Source organism: Methylococcus mesophilus, from assembly GCF_026247885.1.
Taxonomy (GTDB): domain Bacteria; phylum Pseudomonadota; class Gammaproteobacteria; order Methylococcales; family Methylococcaceae; genus Methylococcus; species Methylococcus mesophilus.
Genome location: NZ_CP110921.1, coordinates 2879181 through 2892599 on the forward strand (window position 1 = coordinate 2879181; position 13419 = coordinate 2892599).

Below are 13419 nucleotides of genomic sequence, written 5' to 3' on the forward strand. Positions count from 1 at the left end.
AGAATCTAGCCAAGTTGTCGATATTGCCGCCGGTAGCCATTCGGCGAACAGCCGAAGCGCAGTTTGAACGCCCGACTGAAATGCGACAAGTCGTTGAATCCCCAGCGGAATGCGATCTCGGATAGACTGCAGCCTGAGCGGACAGGATCCATCAGGTCGCGGCGACATTGCTCCAGTCGGCGCTGCCAAACATGGCGCATCAGGGACGTCCCTTCCGCCTGGAACAACTCGTTGACGTAACGGGAAGACAAGCCCACGCCGCTGGCCACGGCGCCGATACCTTGTCTCCCCGAAATAGGCCGCGCCGTACAGTGTTCCATACCGGCGATCCGCTCTCGCAGCGTCATCCGCGGAATGGAGACAATCAGCTTCGAAAAACGTCCTGGGCAGTGGATACGATGGGGACGCGTGGCATCGTAGAACGTGATATCACCGGGCTTGAGAAAAACCTCCCGTCCCTGCTGTTCCAGCGCGTATCGGCCCGAGAGCAGGATAACCGCGAAGTAGGCATCCTGGCTGGCCTGGTATGGTTCACCGGCGAGCCGTTCGATGGCGATGGCACTCGATCGGATGACGGGCAACCGCAGGTTCTCCCAGGGGGGGATCGTCATTTCGCTGAAGAGGTTCCCCTCAGAGGGCGGGCTGATTTCGACCTTGACATACTCCCGGGCGATCACCTCGCGCAGCCAACCGAGCCTTTCCCGCTTGGGCACCCCGGTTGTCGACAGCGTGACTGCCGTCGGAGTCGGTAGGCCCATTGATCATAGCTCCCCATCGCCGTAAAAATCGGTCCCCGATAGTAGAAGTGCAACGGCTGGATGTAAACGAAGAAGCCGCCGTTCCAGTCAAGTTTTCGTTCCGTCTCAGGCCAGCGGACAGAAACGGAACCGCGCATACTGTTCCGCATCGATCCATTACGGAAATCGCGCTGGTTTAGCGCAGCCTTTTTACTCGTCCCGGAGTTACCATGAGCGAAATTTACGGCAGCCAGCATCTTGCCCTGCAACAGTCCTTCGATACCGCCAGCATGGCAGGCAGGGTCAAAGACATCATCGTCCAGCCGGAAATCAGCGCAGAGCACCGGGGCTTCATCGAAAGTCGGGATATGTTTTTCCTTACCACCGTAGACCATCGCGGCTACCCCACCTGCTCTTACAAGGGCGGCTTGCCGGGTTTTGTGCGCGTGGTGGACGGCAAGACCATTGCGTTCCCGAGCTACGACGGCAACGGCATGTTCCTGTCCACGGGTAACATTACCGCCAACAGCAAGGTCGGCATGCTGTTCATCGACTTTGAGATTCCGCACCGCATACGCGTACACGGCGAAGCAAACATAGACCGCAACGACCCGCTGCTCCAGGCGTTCCACGAGGCCGAGATGGTGGTGCGGGTGAAAGTTACCGAGGTTTTCATCAATTGCCCGCGCTATATACACTCATACCGGCGTGTGGCGACTTCCAAATACGCGCCGCAAGCCGGATGCGAAACACCGGGGCCGCAATGGAAGCGTATCGATGCCTTGCAGGATACCTTGCCGGCACGTGACAGGGGTATTGCTGAAAAGCTGGGCGGAACGATTACACCGGAAGAATACGGCGTAATGGTGATGCGCGGCGAAGGCTAAGATGGTATCAAATCACCCTGATTCATTTGGGCGCCGGATTCAACGATGTAGAAATGGATGCACATCACTCGCCCACGGGCAGATGCTCAACGATATCGAAGTCTATGGCTCGGTAAACACGAGCGGTTCACGGTGACGCTGAAGCACCGGAAGCAATCTATCAACGGCGGCGCTTTGCAAACATCTCTTGTTCAAGCCGCCACGTCTTTCCTCCATCCGTTGACGTAATTGCGCGCCAGTAGAATGAGTCCGGCTCAATCTTGCTGAATATCCACCGGCTAAGGCTTTCATCTTCTCGGGTCCGATCCAGGACCATCTCTTCACCGACCTGACGCGCGATGAAGGGCCAAACGATGCCGTTCACAGGGCCGTGCCAAGTTGACCGCCAAGCATCAATCCGAGGGTCGTAGAATCTCAATGTAACACCGTACTCCCCAGAAGCCTGACCTTCAGACGGTCGCAGCGAGCGTGGTGGGACTATCCAGACATCCTCGATAACCCGGCCTTCAAGTGCCCAGCCGAAGTGCCACTCTCCTGGTGTTCGGCGCTGTACCTTCCCCGATTCGTCGTAGTAAATCACATCGAGGTCCCAACTGCCGACCAGGCGGCCGAACTGCATGAGCTTATCTCGATACTCGACATTCGGGCCCTTCGCATGAAGCGCTTCGGTCATCGGGCTTGCGGTCGATGGGTTGGACATCACGTTACCACGGCCAATAGGTTGACATCGCGAACCACCAGCCACGAACCATCGGTCTGCTTACGGAGAATGGATACGGCACTGCCTGACCGAACTACCGGACGACCGCCAACCTTTGGTATGACCCGAACGTTGAGCACGCTCCAGCAATAGGCCAGATGTCCCGAGACTTCTATTTCCTGGATTTCACTCGTGGTTTCAATGCGGTTCAAAGCCAGCAACCCGCGCAGCCCTTGTTCGAAAGCGCTGCGACCTTTCATTGGCGGGTGACCCGCAACAAGAAACACAACATCCTCGTCCATAAGGCGCAGGACTGCTTCTACATCCCCTGCCTCGGAAGCACTGTGCCAGCGGGCAACGAGATTTCGGATGGCTAGTTCATCCGCGTTCATGATTCCTCCTCACATGAAAAGCGACGCTTCACGCTGCCACAACTACCATCCACAGCACGCCGAAGCGATCGACGACCATCCCGAAGAGGGGGGAAAAGAAAGTCTTGCCCAACGGCATCTGTACCTGTCCGCCCTCCGTTAAGGCGTTGAACGTCTGCTCGGCCGAAGCCTCATCGGGGACCGAAAGTAACAAACCAAAGCCCTGGAAGCTCGGCTGCCCTTGACAGCGGCCGTCGGAAGCCCGCACTGCGGTCTCGCCGATGCGGAACTCACAATGCATGATCTTGTCCTCGGAACCGGACGTAGGTGCGCCATATTCCTCGGAGGCATCGGGCTTTTCCTTGAAACGTTTCAGCATGGTTACTTCGGCATCCAGCGCCTTGCGGTAGAAGTCCAGCGCTTCTTCGCAGCGGCCGTCGAAAAATAGATAGGACTTAACTTGCATGTACCTCTCCTGGTTTGGATTGGGAAATTCGTTTCAGGCGTTACACCCTGAGAGTGGTCGATCGCTTCGTCTCTGGTCCAGCGGTCTCCGCTGGTGGCCGGACCGCCGACGCGCGGAGCCGGGCGACGAACCGCGCCAGCGCCGTGCCGATTTCGCGGGGCGAATCTTCCTGCAGGTAATGGATGCCCGGCACGGTGATTTCGGTCTGATTCGGCCATTGCCGGCAGAATCGGCGTGCGCGCGGTCCCAGCAACGCGCCCGGCTCGGCGTTGAGGAACAGCTTCGGGATGTCGCAGGCCGCAAGCCAGGCGCCGTAGGCTTCGACCACTTCGGCGACGTCCCGCGGCTCCCCGTCGATGGGCAGTTCGCGGGCCCAGGCCAGCGTCGGCAGTCGGGATTCCGGCGTACGGAACGGGTGCCGGTAGGCGTCCATTTCTTCCTCCGTCAAACTCCGCAGGATGCTCTTCGGCAGCACGGTCTCGACGAAAAAGTTGTCCTCCGCGATCATCCTGACGCCTTCCTCCGCGCGGAGGCGGCGGAAGATCTGCTCCCGTGGCGGGGGAAAATCGGACCATAGTCTCGGTTGCACCAGGGCTTCCATATAGGCGATGCCCTGCACCCGTTCCGGATGGCGGCGGGCCCAATGGAAGCCCAGGGCCGAGCCCCAGTCGTGGACCACCAGGATCACCTCACCGCCGATGCCCACCGCCTCGAACCAGGCATCGAGATACCGGGCGTGATCGAAGTATCGATAAGCCGACGCGGGCGCACCGCCCGACTGGCCCATCCCCACCAGATCCGGCGCCAGGCAGCGGCCGAGGGCTGGACATGGGGATGATGTTGCGCCACAGGTAGGACCAGGTCGGGTTGCCGTGCAGGAACACGATGGGTGCGCCTTCGCCGACATCGACGTAGCTCATCTCGGCATCCAGGACCGGCACGCGCGTCCTGGGGTGGTGATCGACAGCGGAAATCCCGGATGGGAACATGATCGGCACTCCTGATCTTGTATGCGCCAGCCCCCGCGGCTTCCGACGCCGGGGCAACCTGATCAGCGACGCAGGTCGAGTTGGAGGAAGCCCTGCTCGGCGCAGGCGCGGCGGTATTCCTCGGCGTTGGTATCGGCCGTTTCCCGGCGCAGGAGGGAGCCGTCCGAAGCCAGGTACTCCACCGCGCCGCGCACGAAGAACAGGCTCACCAAGGGTTCATCGCCCCCGGCGGTCCAGGTGTCGACGTGGCCGGCCGGCTCGTACTCGTAAGCGCCGGGACCCAGCAGCCGTCCCTCCGGCTCGAGGCGCCGGTATCCGCTGAGGACGTAGCCGTGAACTTCGCCCTGGTGCCGATGCAGGGGGACGCATGCTCCCGGCTCCAGCCGCAGCAGTGTGACCCATTCCCCGCGCTCGGGAAACAAGGCCAGCAGCTTCTTGGAAATGCCGGGGCCCATGGAAATCCACGGCAGCTGAGGGTTGCCCGAGTCTGCGGGGATGAATGGTTCGGTAGCCAACATGAGATGCTCCTTTGCCGGATAGTGAGGGAAGGTGCCGGCACAATAGGGCGGCGAGCGACCGCGAAAAAGGACCACAAATCGCAAAAATCATGGAGCCACTTTTCGAACTGCCCATCGTCCTGCCGCCCAAAGGCTCCCGGGCGCTGCTGCGTTCCGTGTACGGACAGCTGCGGGATGCGATCCTCGACGGCCGGCTCCAGCCCGATACGCGGCTGCCTTCGACACGGGCCTTCGCCGCCGCCGTCGGTGTGTCCCGCAACACCGCGATGGCGGCGTACGAGCTGTTGTTGAGCGAGGGCTATCTGGCCGTTCGGCCGGGTTCCGGAACCTACGTGGCCGCCATCTCACCGCGCCCGGCTCGCCGACCGCCCGGCGAGCCGGGCTCGGACAGCCGTTTGAATGAGGCCTGGCGCCGGCTGCCGGCGCTTCCCGGGGTGGACGATGAGTGCTTTCCCTTCGACTTCCGGCTCGGCCTCCCTGACAAATCGGCGTTTCCCTTTCCGGTCTGGCGGCGCCTCTCCGCCAGGGCCCTCAGAGCCTGGTCGAAAACACCGGCAGTCTACGGCCAGCCACAGGGGCGGCCGGCGCTGCGGGCGGCGATCGCCAAGCACGTCTCCTTTGCCCGGGCGGTTTCCTGTTCGCCGGAACACATCGTGGTCACGGCGGGCGCCCAGCAGGCTTTCGACCTGCTGGCCCGCATCCTGGTCACGCGGGGCCGAACGGTGGTCGCGGTCGAAGACCCCGGTTATCCGCCACTCCGGGATGCCTTCACCGCCGCCGGCGCGAGACTCGCCGCCATCCCGGTCGATGACGAAGGCCTGAGGGTCGATCGCCTGCCCGACGAGGCCCGGGTGATCTGCGTCACTCCCTCTCACCAGTTTCCCCTGGGCGTCACTCTTTCCGCGAAGCGCCGGGTCGCCCTGCTCGAATTCGCGCAGGAACGGGGGGCCGTGGTGGTGGAAGACGATTACGACGGCGAGTTCCGCCTCGGAGGCCGCCCCTTGGACGCGCTGCAGACGCTGGATCGGACCGGCTCGGTCTGCTACGTCGGAACCTTCTCCAAGAGCCTGTTCCCGGAGCTGCGTCTGGGCTTCGTGGTGGCGCCGCCCTGGGCGCTGGAGGCACTTGTCGCCGCCAAGGCGTGCGCCGACTGGCACTGCCAGACGCCGTCCCAGGACACCCTGGCCGCCTTCATCGGCGAGGGCCATCTGGCCCGCCACGTGCGCAAGATGGGCAGGGTGTACGCCGGGCGGCGCGCGGCCCTGCTCCGGGCGGTGTCGCGGCATGGCGGCGATTGGATGCATCCCGTGGGGGACGCGGTGGGCCTCCACCTGGCGGCGGTGCTGAGCCCGGAGATTCCGGCTGGGGAGTTGGGGTCGGCGGCGGCGGTAGATGGCATTCGCCTTCATGCCCTAGAGCGATACTCCGCCGAAAAGCCGGCGCCCAACGGCGTGGTTCTGGGTTACGGAATGATCCGCTCGGACCGGATCGATGCCGCAATCGAGCGACTGGCAAAGATTATCAGCCGCTTTGAATGAGCACTTGGTCATGTCATCCCTGCTTTTAGCCGGATCCCGTCCAAAGACAGTTAGGCTCTTCTGGTGTCCTGGCCCATCACTCGCTCTCGGCCGGCGCCGCAGCTCTTTGGACCCGAGATCGGTGCGCCGAGTTGATGAATACCACCGCCCCGATGATGATCGCCGACGCGGCCAGGATGCGCGGCGTCAGCGGCTCCTGTGCGAACCAGTTGCCCAGAAACACCGCCACCAGCGGATTCACATAGGCGTAGGTCGCGACCAGGGGGATGGGCGCATTCTGCAACAGCCAGATGTAGCAGGCGAAGCCCACCATGGAGCCGAAGGCGATGAGATACGCCAATGCCAGCCAGGAGTGAGTGGAGACCTGGGCAAAGCTGAATCCCGTCCATTCATCGCTGAGACCGCTGGCGAGCATCAGGGACAAACCGCCGGCAAGCATTTCCGCCCCCGTGGTCATCAAGGCAGACTTCGGCAGATCTGCAGTCTTGCTGTAGACCGAGCCGATGGCCCAAAGCATACCGGCAAGCAGAAGTGCCGCTACGCCGAATACGTTCAACAGCAATCCGTCGGAAAACTCCGAAGGGCTGACCAGCAGGTAAATCCCACAGAAACCGACGGCCAAGCCGGCGAGCACGCGGCCCGTCGGTTTGACGCCATTGGGCCTGAGGGTATCGGCTAAAACCAAGAACATCGGCACCGCGCCGATCATCAGCGCCGCTACCCCCGAAGGAACGGTCTGCTCGGCCCAGCAGACCAAGCCGTTGCCGCCGAGCAACAGCAGGGTACCGACGATCGCGGCCGACCGCCATTGACTCAGTGTCGGCAGCGCATCGCCGGCTGGGTATCGCCACGCCAGCAGGAGCAGACCCGAAACGAGGAAGCGAAGTCCCGCCGACAGGAATGGCGGTAGGGTCTCCACCGCAAAGCGGATCACCAGGTAGGTCGAACCCCAAACCAGATAAACCGCCAGCAACGCAATCCAGATCCTCGTCTTCATTTCTCGAATGCCTGAATAACCGCGGCTTGCGCCTTGCCTGCCGCAATCCATTCTGCTACGGCCGGATGGCCGAGCACCGTGTCCACGTATTCCCGCACCGCAGGCTCCGCCTCGATCTGATAAGTATGAAAGCGCAAAGCCACCGGCGGGTACATTGCGTCAAGGATGCCGAACTGGCCGAACAGCCAGGGCCGCAGAGCACGGGACGAGTAGTTCTTGTGGCCGAGGATCGAGGTCGGAGTCATGGGAGGCATCCAGCGTGCGGAAATAGGTTCAAACGGATACCGCGGCTCGGCTGTGCCGGCTTGGAACGCCTTCGGCGAGCCCGCTCAAGAGTTCGCCGAGCACGGCGATCCCCTGTTCGATCGGTTCCGGCGCCGCGTGGCTGAAATTCAGCCGGACGGCAGGGTAGGGGAGGCTCCATAAGGGAAAGAACGGCTCTCCCGGCATGAACGCCACATCCCGCGCCAAGGCCGCCTGGAGCGCGGCCAGCGTATCGCAGTCTGCGCTCAGGCGCAGCCAGAAGAACAGCCCTCCGACAGGCACCTGCCATTCGGCGAGTTCTGCGAAATGATGCAGCAGCGCGGTCTGCATCGCATCACGCCGCTCCCGGTAGACGCCGATCATGCGCGCCCTGTGCGCTTCGAACTCATCCGAGTTCAGAAACCGTGCGAGCCAGACTTGACCGAGCCGGTTGGTGTGCAGATCGCTGGCTTGCTTCAGCCGCACCAGCCCTCGAAACAGCGTGGGCGATGCAGCAAGATAGCCGACTCGAAGGCCTGGCGCAGTGATCTTGGAGAAGCTCCCCAGATACACCCAGGGCGCCCGACGCAGATAGGCGCAGATCGGCGTCCGGTCTGCGGGCTGATAGACCAGGTCGCGGTAGGGATCGTCTTGGATCAAAGGCACCCCGGTTTCGTCGAGAGCCCCGGCCACGGCACGCCGGACTTCGCCCGTATAGCAACAGGCGGAGGGGTTCTGGAAGGTCGGTATGAGATAGACGAACGCAGGGCGGTTGTGGGCGATGGCCCTGCGCAGCGCGTCCGGGTCGATGCACTCGGCAGATAAAGGAAGCCCCCCCGGAATTCCGCCCCGTACACGTCCAGCGCCTGAATCGTGGCTAGGCAGGTGGGCGCTTCCAGCAACACCGGGGAGCCTTCATCGACGAAAAGCTAACCCAGCAGGTCGATGCCCTGCTGGGAGCCGGAAGTCACCAGAAGCTGATCGGCACCGCAAGTCAGACCCAGCGAGGAGAGGTTTAGCGCAGTCAGGCTGCGCAAGGCGGGTTCGCCTTCGCTGGGGCCATATTGCCGGCAGTCTTCAGTCAGGCCGGTGAAATCCGGGGCCGGCATCAGTTCCTGCGCGGGCAACCCGCCTGCGAAGGAGATCACCCCCGGCCGTTGAGTCACTTGCAAGATGTCGCGTATCAGGGAACTGGTAAGCCGCGCGGCGCGGCGGGATAGTCGCGGGTTCATGGTCACAGTCCCGGCATGCCCACGTAGCCGGGCAAGGCTTGCACCCGTGCGATCCACTGTCCGACGGAGGGAAAACCGTCCAGGGTCACGCCGCCTTCCGGCGCCAGCGCCACATAGGGATAACAGGCGATATCGGCGAGGGTCGGATGGTCGGCGGCCAGCCAGGGCTTGTGCCGCAAATGATCTTCCAGGACGGCCAAACCGCTTCTACCCAACGCCTGGCAGGCCGCCAAGTCCCAGGGACGGTTGAATCTGGCCACTGCCCGCGCCCGTGCCAGTCCATAGAGGATCTCGTTTTCGGATACCGCAAGCCATTGCATGACGCGGGCCAAGGGCTCGGGCTCCGTTGGAAGCCACTGTTCGTTTCCATATTTTCTCGCCAGGTACACCAGTATGGCCATGGAGTCCCACACGATGCTGCCGGCATCGTCCAGCACCGGCACCTGCCCACGCGGATTCATGGCGAGAAAGGACGCCGTCTTATGTTCCCCCTTCAACAGGTCCACGGGGACGGTTTCATAGCTCAGTTCCAGCAACGCACAAAACAGCCTGATTTTGTAGCAGTTGCCGGAAAATTCCATGTCGTACAGCTTCATTAGCGCTCCTCATTGGCCAGGTGTTGATCCATCCCGTCAGCCGTACAATAAGGCGCCGGACCCAGGCAATACAGATACAACTGGCTCTCTCTCCGGCCGACCTGTACCGGTCGCGGAGGCAATACAGTCACGAATTCTCTCGATATTGAACGATACAACGCTCTAGGTGACGCGTTCTTGAACTGCGATAGCCGGCAGCAGACGACGCCGATCATCGCGATAGTCGTCCAGGGCCGTAAGCGGCCTATTGAAGTTGCGGAGGTTTATGCGGCGCACGCCATGATCTCGCAACTGCGCATGGAAAGCGGTCGCGCAACTGGCACGCGTCTCCGCCTTCGTCTTTCGCAATCAACTCGAACTCCGCGCTGTCCATTAAGACGTCTATGGAGTCCCCACGTTGGCACCGATTTCCGTGTGTCCTTGCCGTAAGTATTTACGTCAAATTACGCCAAAGATGGCGAAATTTTGCGCCGCCCTACGATTGGCCGAACTCGGGGCGCGCAGCGCGGACGAAGCGCGCGGCATCGGCATCGTCCGCTCCGCGCTGGCGGAGCCGCTGCGGGTCATCGGGGAAAACTCGGGGCTGTCGGGGGAGGCCGTCGTCGCCAAGGTCATGGACCACCCGAATCCCGGCTGGGGCTGCGACCAGGAAAGCGGAAGTTTCGGCGACCTGCACGCCAAGGGCATCTGGGATGCCGCCAAGGTGCTCAGGCTGGCCCTGGAGAAAGCCGCATCGGTCGCCGGCACCTTCCTCACCACCGAAGCGGTGGTGCTGGAAGTCCCCGACGCGGATGCGTTCGCCGGCTTCAGTGCGGAATGGGCCGCCGCGACCCGGGAAGATCCGAGGGTCTGAATCCGCTTACCGGACCGGTGCCGGCGGCCTGCAGGCCTTTCGAGCTGGCACCGCGTCGCCGATCCGGCGAGCGGTGCGAGGCGACGGCCTCCACCCTTGTCATCAAGGCACGATCTCGCGGGAAAGCCTGGAAGACCACGGACACCAAAAGCCTCCGGGCAGTAGGCTGCCGCCGACCTCGCTGAGATGCTCTTCCACGTAGACGGCATTGGCGTCACAGACTTCCGCCTGCATCTGGAAAAAGCTCACCGAGTCCGGGACGAGGTGGTACGACCATCCGGGGTTGTACCCTGCCGGCTTCGGGACGATCTTGCCGGACACGTGATTCCCGCGCGAAGCCGGGTCGGCCAAAAGGGCTCGGGCCTGGGCGATCCGGATTTCGTCGTAAAGCCCGAAGACGATTTCGAGCGGCCGTCCGCTCGGACTCGTCTGCTCGAAGGCGAAGTACGCGGCCATCGGCTCGTTTTTGGGAATCTGCATCCGGGCACGCTTCCAGTATCCGATGAGGCTGAAGGGCAACGGCTTGCGGTTCGCCGTTGACCAGGACCGCGTAAGGATCGCTGGCGACGAATACGCTGCCCTTCGCCGCTTGAGATGGCGTGGAGCAAGCGCAGAGGCAGGAACCTATCCGGACGACGGTCCGCTAAATCGGCGGCAAGGTTCGTAGTCTTTGCATCAGAATTTTCCCGAACCATGAACAGGCGTGGCGATGCCCTAGCCTATATCGCCCGGATAAAGATATACATCAATGGCACGCGTTGAATCCTTTTCCGTACGCAACGGCATAGGGCTGTTCGAAGTACTCGATCAAGCGGTCGACCGCATCCAGGTTTGGCACGACACCCTGAAGCATCGGTCCGCGGGCGATCTCCTCACGGAGCTCGCTCAGCTTGCTCCGGTCCCGCTCCGGGAAGGCTATGGTCGCGCGGACGTAGGCGTTCCACCAAACCGGCGAGTCGGGGGGCTCCCGCTCGTAAAGGGCCGACTTCAAACGCGCCTAGGCCACGTCCTTTTCCCCCGCCGCGGAATGGAGCTGGCCGGCATGGAACCGCAAGCTCATCCGCTGCCACGTTTCCAGCGCCGCCGATTCCGTTTCGTAGCGGTCGATGAGCCGGGCTGCGGTACCGCGCCGTCCCGCATCGGCGAGTTTCCGCCAGCCGCCTGCGGGGATCTGGTCAAAGGCCTGGTAATCGAGCATCAACTCCGCGGGCCGATCCTGGCCGAAGCCAGCCCAAGGCCACAGCGTGGCGGTGAGCAGCACCGCCAGGCAGACGCACTGCTGTCTCGCAGGCCTCCCATCCTGGTTGGTACCGGCAGGACTGTGAGGCGTCATAGCGAGTCCCCTAGTTCGCTCACCACCGTGGGTCCGCCGTCGCGCTCCTTCGGCCGGCCGCCGTCGCCGGGCCCTAAGGGATCGGACGACGGCGGAGCCTTTCCGCCACCTCTTCGTCCAGGCTCGCCAGGAAAGACTCGACCTGCCGGGTGTAGCGCCGGTCGGCGCCCAGCCGCTCGTTGACCTCGAGGTGGGAATAGTCTTTCTTCTTCAGCGCCGCCGAGCGCACGCCCAGGTCATCGCCTTTGCCGGAAAACTGCCGGGCTTGCTTGCAGAAATAGCCGATCTGGCCGGAACACACGGCGAGGATGGGGCGAGCCGCCTCCGTCAGCGCGTGGTAGGGGGAGATCGATTTCCAGTAATCCGGGTCGCTCCCGAAAGCCTCGTCGAACAGTTGGGGATGGCGGTTTTCCATGGTGCCGACCACATCGAAGGCCGCGCTGTCCAGGGCCACGGTTCCCAGCCACGGGGTTACGCCCATGTCCGCGGCGATCCCTTGCGCCGTGGCCAGCAGTGAAACCAGATGGCCGCCCGCCGAATGTCCCATGAGGATGAACTTGCGGCGGTCTCCGCCCCAGGATTCCGCCTGTTCCTGGGCGGCGGCCAGGGCGCGGGCGACATCCTTGGCCTGTTCTAGGGGATCGGCTTCGGGCAGTACGCGGTAGTCGGCCGAGATCACGATGAAGCCCATCGGCACCCAGCGGGTCACCTTGTTTTCATAGGTGCCGCGATGGGCCTTGGTGCCCCTCCGCCAGCCACCGCCGTGGACCAGGAATATCACCGGCGCGTCGTGAGCGTGTTCGGGGCTGTAGACATCGAAGCGCTGCCGCCGGTCGGTGCCGTAAGGGACATCCCTCAGGATGTGGATGCCCGCCGGCAAGGGAACTGGAACGGCACTGTCGGACGGGGTCGCCGCCTTGGCAAGCGGGCCGGACCGGGCCGGGTCCGCCAGCGCCGTGGCGCAGGCGGACTGCGCCATGGCCACGAGGAGCAGGGCATGTGAAAGAGTAGGGGTCGACCAAAGCTTTCTTAACCGGATCATGATGAGTGTCTCCATTAAGGATCATAGGTTTTCGGATGGTTGTGCTACCAGCGCTGCGGAACCGGGACGGTGCGCAGGGCGGATGCAGTCGTGATATCCCGGGCGGATAGGGCCGGGAGCCTCGACCGGGTCAGGGCCCATCCGCCACGCCCTCGAGGTCGTTGAGAATCTGCCCTCCCTCGCCGTTGCCGAGAACGTTAGGATGGACATTCTTCGGCAGGTGGACGATCGTGCCGGTCCCGGACAGCCGTACGGCATGCACCGAGGCACCGGCCGCCACGGTGATCTCGTGGTTAGCGCCGGTGACCCGGAGCATGCGCACGCTGCTGGAGGCCGGTACGCGGACCGCGTTGCCGTCGCCCGAGACCTGCAGGTCGAACCAGCCGGAATGGGAGGCCAAGACCTGTTGGCCGGTTCCCGATACCTGGACGGTCTCGACCCCGCCCGCTCCCGGCCCACCGGGCCGGCGGCCCCGACCGGCACAGCCGGAAGCCAGCGCAATCAGCGCCGCCGCGGCCAGCAGGGTAGTGAGAGTTCGCTGATTCATGGTGCCTCCTAGAACAAAGGGGTGGGGATGTCACCCCACGGTACGTGGGCCGGCGGCGTTTCGAGGTTGGTAACCATGCCCGCAGCCAGGTCCACCCTGGCCGGCAGGAAGAAACGGGGCACCCAGGAGGTCGCCGGGCTGATCACAAATAGGACCTCCAGGCCGATGGCCGGATAAAACAGCCAGACCGCACGTCTCAGCCATTTCGCCGACGTCTCGCCCGGCGTGTTATCCGGGCCGGTTTCCGGCAGGGTGGAGGAAGCCATGGGGGTCTTCAGTTGCCGGGAGATCGGCAGCTAGGATGGGGGCAGGGTATTCATCGCTTAGGTCCTCCGTTTTGCGGTGGAGAAACGATAGCGTCCGCCGATTG

Annotated in this window: 20 protein-coding genes; 3 read left to right on the forward strand and 17 right to left on the reverse strand. The window is 63.1% G+C overall.

Annotation, left to right across the window (positions count from 1 at the left end):
- Window positions 1-5: 5 nt before the first annotated feature.
- Window positions 6-758, reverse strand: a complete 753-nt coding sequence (locus OOT43_RS13645) for a helix-turn-helix domain-containing protein (protein WP_266021123.1) — start codon at window positions 756-758, stop codon at window positions 6-8.
- 209 nt (window positions 759-967) lie between these two features.
- Here OOT43_RS13645 and OOT43_RS13650 point away from each other — a divergent pair, with 209 nt between their 5' ends.
- Window positions 968-1624 (forward strand): pyridoxamine 5'-phosphate oxidase family protein, encoded by a 657-nt coding sequence (locus OOT43_RS13650; protein WP_266021124.1) that lies wholly within the window; start codon window positions 968-970, stop codon window positions 1622-1624.
- Window positions 1625-1784: 160 nt separating this feature from the next.
- On the opposite strand, the gene OOT43_RS13655 is transcribed toward OOT43_RS13650, so the two are convergent.
- The 5 genes from OOT43_RS13655 to OOT43_RS13675 form a co-directional block, all read right to left on the reverse strand.
- Window positions 1785-2297 carry a hypothetical protein gene (locus OOT43_RS13655; protein ID WP_266021125.1) on the reverse strand — a complete coding sequence of 171 codons (513 nt, stop codon included), beginning with the start codon at window positions 2295-2297 and terminating at the stop codon, window positions 1785-1787.
- Window positions 2298-2323: 26 nt separating this feature from the next.
- Complete coding sequence (locus OOT43_RS13660) at window positions 2324-2716, reverse strand: YybH family protein (RefSeq protein WP_266021126.1); 393 nt, start codon at window positions 2714-2716, stop codon at window positions 2324-2326.
- A 28-nt stretch (window positions 2717-2744) separates the two neighbouring features.
- The gene (locus OOT43_RS13665; protein WP_266021127.1) at window positions 2745-3161 is read right to left on the reverse strand and encodes a VOC family protein; all 417 of its coding nucleotides are present in this window, start codon (window positions 3159-3161) and stop codon (window positions 2745-2747) included.
- Between the two features lie 40 nt (window positions 3162-3201).
- Complete coding sequence (locus OOT43_RS13670; protein WP_266021128.1) at window positions 3202-3948, reverse strand: haloalkane dehalogenase; 747 nt, start codon at window positions 3946-3948, stop codon at window positions 3202-3204.
- A 264-nt stretch (window positions 3949-4212) separates the two neighbouring features.
- A complete protein-coding gene (locus tag OOT43_RS13675) occupies window positions 4213-4668 on the reverse strand; it encodes a 2,4'-dihydroxyacetophenone dioxygenase family protein (RefSeq protein ID WP_266021129.1) in 456 nt (151 codons plus the stop codon).
- 89 nt (window positions 4669-4757) lie between these two features.
- Here OOT43_RS13675 and pdxR point away from each other — a divergent pair, with 89 nt between their 5' ends.
- Window positions 4758-6206 carry a MocR-like pyridoxine biosynthesis transcription factor PdxR gene (gene pdxR, locus OOT43_RS13680; protein WP_266021130.1) on the forward strand — a complete coding sequence of 483 codons (1449 nt, stop codon included), beginning with the start codon at window positions 4758-4760 and terminating at the stop codon, window positions 6204-6206.
- 76 nt (window positions 6207-6282) lie between these two features.
- Here pdxR and OOT43_RS13685 read toward each other — a convergent pair whose 3' ends face one another.
- From OOT43_RS13685 to OOT43_RS13705, 5 genes are read right to left on the reverse strand one after another with little or no spacing between them, the layout of a single operon-like run.
- The gene (locus tag OOT43_RS13685; RefSeq protein WP_266021131.1) at window positions 6283-7203 is read right to left on the reverse strand and encodes an EamA family transporter; all 921 of its coding nucleotides are present in this window, start codon (window positions 7201-7203) and stop codon (window positions 6283-6285) included.
- Window positions 7200-7448: a glutathione S-transferase family protein gene (locus OOT43_RS13690; protein ID WP_266021132.1), complete on the reverse strand. Its 249-nt coding sequence runs from the start codon at window positions 7446-7448 to the stop codon at window positions 7200-7202. The genes OOT43_RS13685 and OOT43_RS13690 overlap by 4 nt, the downstream gene beginning before the upstream one ends.
- Before the next feature lie 28 nt (window positions 7449-7476).
- A complete protein-coding gene (locus OOT43_RS13695) occupies window positions 7477-8331 on the reverse strand; it encodes an aminotransferase-like domain-containing protein (protein ID WP_317134076.1) in 855 nt (284 codons plus the stop codon).
- Window positions 8332-8375: 44 nt separating this feature from the next.
- The gene (locus tag OOT43_RS13700) at window positions 8376-8678 is read right to left on the reverse strand and encodes an aminotransferase-like domain-containing protein (protein WP_266021133.1); all 303 of its coding nucleotides are present in this window, start codon (window positions 8676-8678) and stop codon (window positions 8376-8378) included.
- Between the two features lie 2 nt (window positions 8679-8680).
- Window positions 8681-9274, reverse strand: a complete 594-nt coding sequence (locus tag OOT43_RS13705) for a glutathione S-transferase family protein (RefSeq protein WP_266021134.1) — start codon at window positions 9272-9274, stop codon at window positions 8681-8683.
- A 454-nt stretch (window positions 9275-9728) separates the two neighbouring features.
- Between OOT43_RS13705 and OOT43_RS13710 the strand changes: the two genes are divergently transcribed.
- A complete protein-coding gene (locus OOT43_RS13710; RefSeq protein ID WP_266021135.1) occupies window positions 9729-10127 on the forward strand; it encodes a TCP-1/cpn60 chaperonin family protein in 399 nt (132 codons plus the stop codon).
- A 102-nt stretch (window positions 10128-10229) separates the two neighbouring features.
- Here the strand turns inward: OOT43_RS13710 and OOT43_RS13715 are convergent, their stop codons facing one another.
- The 6 genes from OOT43_RS13715 to OOT43_RS13740 form a co-directional block, all read right to left on the reverse strand.
- Entirely contained in the window at window positions 10230-10607 is a 378-nt protein-coding gene (locus OOT43_RS13715; RefSeq protein WP_266021136.1) for a BP74-related protein, read from the reverse strand.
- 265 nt (window positions 10608-10872) lie between these two features.
- Window positions 10873-11118 (reverse strand): hypothetical protein, encoded by a 246-nt coding sequence (locus OOT43_RS13720; RefSeq protein ID WP_266021137.1) that lies wholly within the window; start codon window positions 11116-11118, stop codon window positions 10873-10875.
- Window positions 11119-11124: 6 nt separating this feature from the next.
- Window positions 11125-11460, reverse strand: a complete 336-nt coding sequence (locus tag OOT43_RS13725) for a hypothetical protein (RefSeq protein WP_266021138.1) — start codon at window positions 11458-11460, stop codon at window positions 11125-11127.
- A 73-nt stretch (window positions 11461-11533) separates the two neighbouring features.
- Window positions 11534-12502, reverse strand: coding sequence for an alpha/beta fold hydrolase (locus tag OOT43_RS13730; RefSeq protein WP_266021139.1), 969 nt, complete (start codon window positions 12500-12502; stop codon window positions 11534-11536).
- A 130-nt stretch (window positions 12503-12632) separates the two neighbouring features.
- Complete coding sequence (locus OOT43_RS13735) at window positions 12633-13049, reverse strand: hypothetical protein (RefSeq protein WP_266021140.1); 417 nt, start codon at window positions 13047-13049, stop codon at window positions 12633-12635.
- Between the two features lie 8 nt (window positions 13050-13057).
- Complete coding sequence (locus OOT43_RS13740) at window positions 13058-13315, reverse strand: hypothetical protein (RefSeq protein ID WP_266021141.1); 258 nt, start codon at window positions 13313-13315, stop codon at window positions 13058-13060.
- Window positions 13316-13419: the final 104 nt, after the last annotated feature.

Excerpts from the sequence above, each read along its gene's own strand:
- OOT43_RS13645 (WP_266021123.1), bottom strand. The coding sequence starts at position 758 with ATGGGCCTACCGACTCCGACGGCAGTCACGCTGTCGACAACCGGGGTG.
- OOT43_RS13650 (WP_266021124.1), top strand. The coding sequence starts at position 968 with ATGAGCGAAATTTACGGCAGCCAGCATCTTGCCCTGCAACAGTCCTTC.
- OOT43_RS13655 (WP_266021125.1), bottom strand. The coding sequence starts at position 2,297 with ATGACCGAAGCGCTTCATGCGAAGGGCCCGAATGTCGAGTATCGAGAT.
- OOT43_RS13660 (WP_266021126.1), bottom strand. The coding sequence starts at position 2,716 with ATGAACGCGGATGAACTAGCCATCCGAAATCTCGTTGCCCGCTGGCAC.
- OOT43_RS13665 (WP_266021127.1), bottom strand. The coding sequence starts at position 3,161 with ATGCAAGTTAAGTCCTATCTATTTTTCGACGGCCGCTGCGAAGAAGCG.
- OOT43_RS13670 (WP_266021128.1), bottom strand. The coding sequence starts at position 3,948 with ATGGGCCAGTCGGGCGGTGCGCCCGCGTCGGCTTATCGATACTTCGAT.
- OOT43_RS13675 (WP_266021129.1), bottom strand. The coding sequence starts at position 4,668 with ATGTTGGCTACCGAACCATTCATCCCCGCAGACTCGGGCAACCCTCAG.
- pdxR (WP_266021130.1), top strand. The coding sequence starts at position 4,758 with ATGGAGCCACTTTTCGAACTGCCCATCGTCCTGCCGCCCAAAGGCTCC.
- OOT43_RS13685 (WP_266021131.1), bottom strand. The coding sequence starts at position 7,203 with ATGAAGACGAGGATCTGGATTGCGTTGCTGGCGGTTTATCTGGTTTGG.
- OOT43_RS13690 (WP_266021132.1), bottom strand. The coding sequence starts at position 7,448 with ATGACTCCGACCTCGATCCTCGGCCACAAGAACTACTCGTCCCGTGCT.
- OOT43_RS13700 (WP_266021133.1), bottom strand. The coding sequence starts at position 8,678 with ATGAACCCGCGACTATCCCGCCGCGCCGCGCGGCTTACCAGTTCCCTG.
- OOT43_RS13705 (WP_266021134.1), bottom strand. The coding sequence starts at position 9,274 with ATGAAGCTGTACGACATGGAATTTTCCGGCAACTGCTACAAAATCAGG.
- OOT43_RS13710 (WP_266021135.1), top strand. The coding sequence starts at position 9,729 with ATGGCGAAATTTTGCGCCGCCCTACGATTGGCCGAACTCGGGGCGCGC.
- OOT43_RS13715 (WP_266021136.1), bottom strand. The coding sequence starts at position 10,607 with ATGCAGATTCCCAAAAACGAGCCGATGGCCGCGTACTTCGCCTTCGAG.
- OOT43_RS13725 (WP_266021138.1), bottom strand. The coding sequence starts at position 11,460 with ATGACGCCTCACAGTCCTGCCGGTACCAACCAGGATGGGAGGCCTGCG.
- OOT43_RS13730 (WP_266021139.1), bottom strand. The coding sequence starts at position 12,502 with ATGATCCGGTTAAGAAAGCTTTGGTCGACCCCTACTCTTTCACATGCC.
- OOT43_RS13735 (WP_266021140.1), bottom strand. The coding sequence starts at position 13,049 with ATGAATCAGCGAACTCTCACTACCCTGCTGGCCGCGGCGGCGCTGATT.
- OOT43_RS13740 (WP_266021141.1), bottom strand. The coding sequence starts at position 13,315 with ATGGCTTCCTCCACCCTGCCGGAAACCGGCCCGGATAACACGCCGGGC.